Genomic DNA, 2,439 nt, shown 5'->3' with positions numbered 1-2,439 from the left:
AGGCCGCGCGCGACCGCGCGGGCCTCCAGCCGCAGCGCCGCGCACACGACCAGGCCGGGCGCCTCGTCACCGGTCATCCGCCCAGTGCAGCACGGGCCGGGCCGGAGATCCAGCTCCGTGGTGCGCCGGGCGCTGCGCGGCCCTATGATTCGTTCATGCGTTCGATCAGCACGGCGGAGCGGCGGGCCAGGCTCGTCCGGCGGCACCGGCTGGCCGCGGCGGACCGCACCGGCGACGTCGCGGAGATCGCCCGGTCGCTGGTCGTGCTGCACGCCACCGACCCGGCCACGGTGTTCCTGTCCGTCGCGGCCCGCAGCGACACGGCCGGCCCGGCCGACGTGGAGCGCGCCCTCTACGAGGACCGGACGCTGCTGCGGATGCTGGCGATGCGCCGGACGATGTTCGTCGCGCCGGTCGACCTCGTCCCGGCGCTGCAGGCGTCCACCGCGACGGCGCTCGCTGCCAAGCAGCGCCGCCGGTACGGGACGCTGATCGAGCGCGGCAGCGACATCCCGGACGTCCCGGCCTGGTTCCGCCGGGTCGAGGACGCGACGCACCGGACGCTGCTGGAGCGCGGCGAGGCGACCGGCGCGCAGCTGAGCGCGGCCGTGCCGGAGCTGCGCACCCAGGTCGACCCCGCGCCCGGCAAGCCGTACTCGCGGCCGACGGGCGTGACGACGTGGGTGCTGGTGACGCTCGGCTGCGAGGGGCTGATCGTGCGGGGGCGCCCGAACGGCGGGTGGACCAGCAGCCAGTACCGGTGGGCGCCGATCGAGACGTGGCTGCCCGGCGGCATCGCGGCCGTCCCGGCGGACGAGGCGCGCGCCGAGGTCGTGCGGCGGTGGCTGCGCGCCTTCGGCCCCGCCCCCGTCGCCGACCTCAAGTGGTGGACGGGCTGGACGGCCGGGGAGGTGGGCAAGGCCCTCGCCCTCCTCGACACGGTGGAGGTCGACCTCGGCGGCGCGACCGGGATCGTCCTCGCCGACGACCTGGAGCCCGATCCCCCGGCGGAGCCGTCGGCGGCGCTGCTGCCCGCGCTCGACGCGACCCCGATGGGCTGGCAGGAGCGGAGCTGGTTCCTCGGCGGCCACGGCCCGCTGCTGTTCGACCGCAGCGGCAACATCGGCCCGTCCGTCTGGTGGGACGGGCGGATCATCGGCGGCTGGGCGCAGCGCAAGGACGGCGAGATCGCGGTCCGGCTGCTGGAGGACGCCGGCGCGGACGCGGAGGCGGCCGTCGCGCGGGAGGCCGAGCGGATCGGCGCCTGGTACGGCGACGTCCGCGCGATCCCGAGGTTCCGCACCCCGCTGGAGAAGGAACTCACCGCCTGACCGCCGCGCGCGACGAGACCCGCGAGGAACGCGCCGCCCTCGGAGGGACCGCTCGCGGCGCCCGCCGCCGGCGCGGTCACCGGACGCGTCCCAGCCGGTAGGCGGCGCCGTCCCGCCACAGCAGCCAGCCGCCCGCCGCGAACACCGGGCCCTGCACGACCGTCCAGCGGATGCCGGACGGGTGCTCGCGCCGGCTCTCCAGCGTCATGGTGTCGATCACGCCGGAGGCGCCCCCGCTCGTGTAGGCGATCAGGCGGTCGCCCGCGGTGAGGCGCGTGCCGCCGTCCGCCTTCGTGCCGCGCCGCGCCCTCCCCACGTCGAGGGGGGTGAGGGGCTTCCAGCCGTCGCGGGCGACGATCCGCAGCGTCCCGTCGACGAGTGAGGCGAAGTACTCCTTGTTGGCCGCCGCCTGCCATTTCTGGTCGGGTCCGGTGCCGGGGACGGCCCGGCGCGCGCCGCCCTTGTCGGGCTTCCCGGTGAGCTTCAGCGGCCGGACGCCGGGCGGCAGCGGGTGCTCTCGGACGATCGCGTCGGTCCTGACGTCGATCTCGCGCAGGACGTCGTCGTTCGAGGTGTCCGCGACGAACAGCGTCGGGTACGCGAACGCCAGTGCCGAGCCCAGCACGCCCTTGCCGTGGTTGTCGACGGTGCGGCCGGCGTCGCCGCAGCCGGTGGCGGCGAAGGGCTGGTTCATCGGGTCGTCGCCGACGACCGAACCGCCGCCGGTGAGGACGGGGTCGGCGGGCGTGGCGCCCTGCGGGCCGATGACGCCGGTGCGTCCCTCGGAGGTGCGGCAGCTGAGCTTCCAGGAGCCCGGCGCGATCCAGGTGACGAAGCCGTTCCCGACCGCCAGGCCGCCCTCGGCGCGGACGCCGAGCGGCCGGGGCCGGCCGCCCTTCGGGCCGGCGGTGTAGACGCGGCCGTCGGCGGTGCGGCCGACGACCGTGCCGTCGGCGCCGAGCGCGTCCGGGGTGAACGTCGCGCCGCCCGGCAGGGCCGCGGGGATCGTGACGATGGTCGAGGGGTCCACCAGGTTCCCCGGCGAGCGGACGCCCGCCGCCGCGTCCGGGCCGCCCCGGTGCGGCGCCTCGGGCAGGGCCGCCGGGAC

Annotated in this window: 2 protein-coding genes; one reads left to right on the top strand and one right to left on the bottom strand. The window is 77.2% G+C overall.

Going from position 1 to position 2,439, the window contains the following annotated elements; translation table 11 throughout:
- Nucleotides 1–155 precede the first annotated feature (155 nt).
- Nucleotides 156–1,331 (top strand): winged helix DNA-binding domain-containing protein, encoded by a 1,176-nt coding sequence (locus tag F9B16_RS50105; protein ID WP_151547300.1) that lies wholly within the window; start codon nt 156–158, stop codon nt 1,329–1,331.
- Nucleotides 1,332–1,407: 76 nt separating this feature from the next.
- Here the strand turns inward: F9B16_RS50105 and F9B16_RS52110 are convergent.
- Nucleotides 1,408–2,439 (bottom strand): hypothetical protein (locus tag F9B16_RS52110; RefSeq protein ID WP_192809409.1); only part of this gene is annotated, 1,032 nt, incomplete at its 5' end.

The sequence above is a fragment of the Actinomadura montaniterrae genome (assembly GCF_008923365.1).
Taxonomy (GTDB): domain Bacteria; phylum Actinomycetota; class Actinomycetes; order Streptosporangiales; family Streptosporangiaceae; genus Spirillospora; species Spirillospora montaniterrae.
Note: the sequence above shows the minus strand (reverse complement) of the source record. Positions and strands in the feature narration are given on the sequence as shown.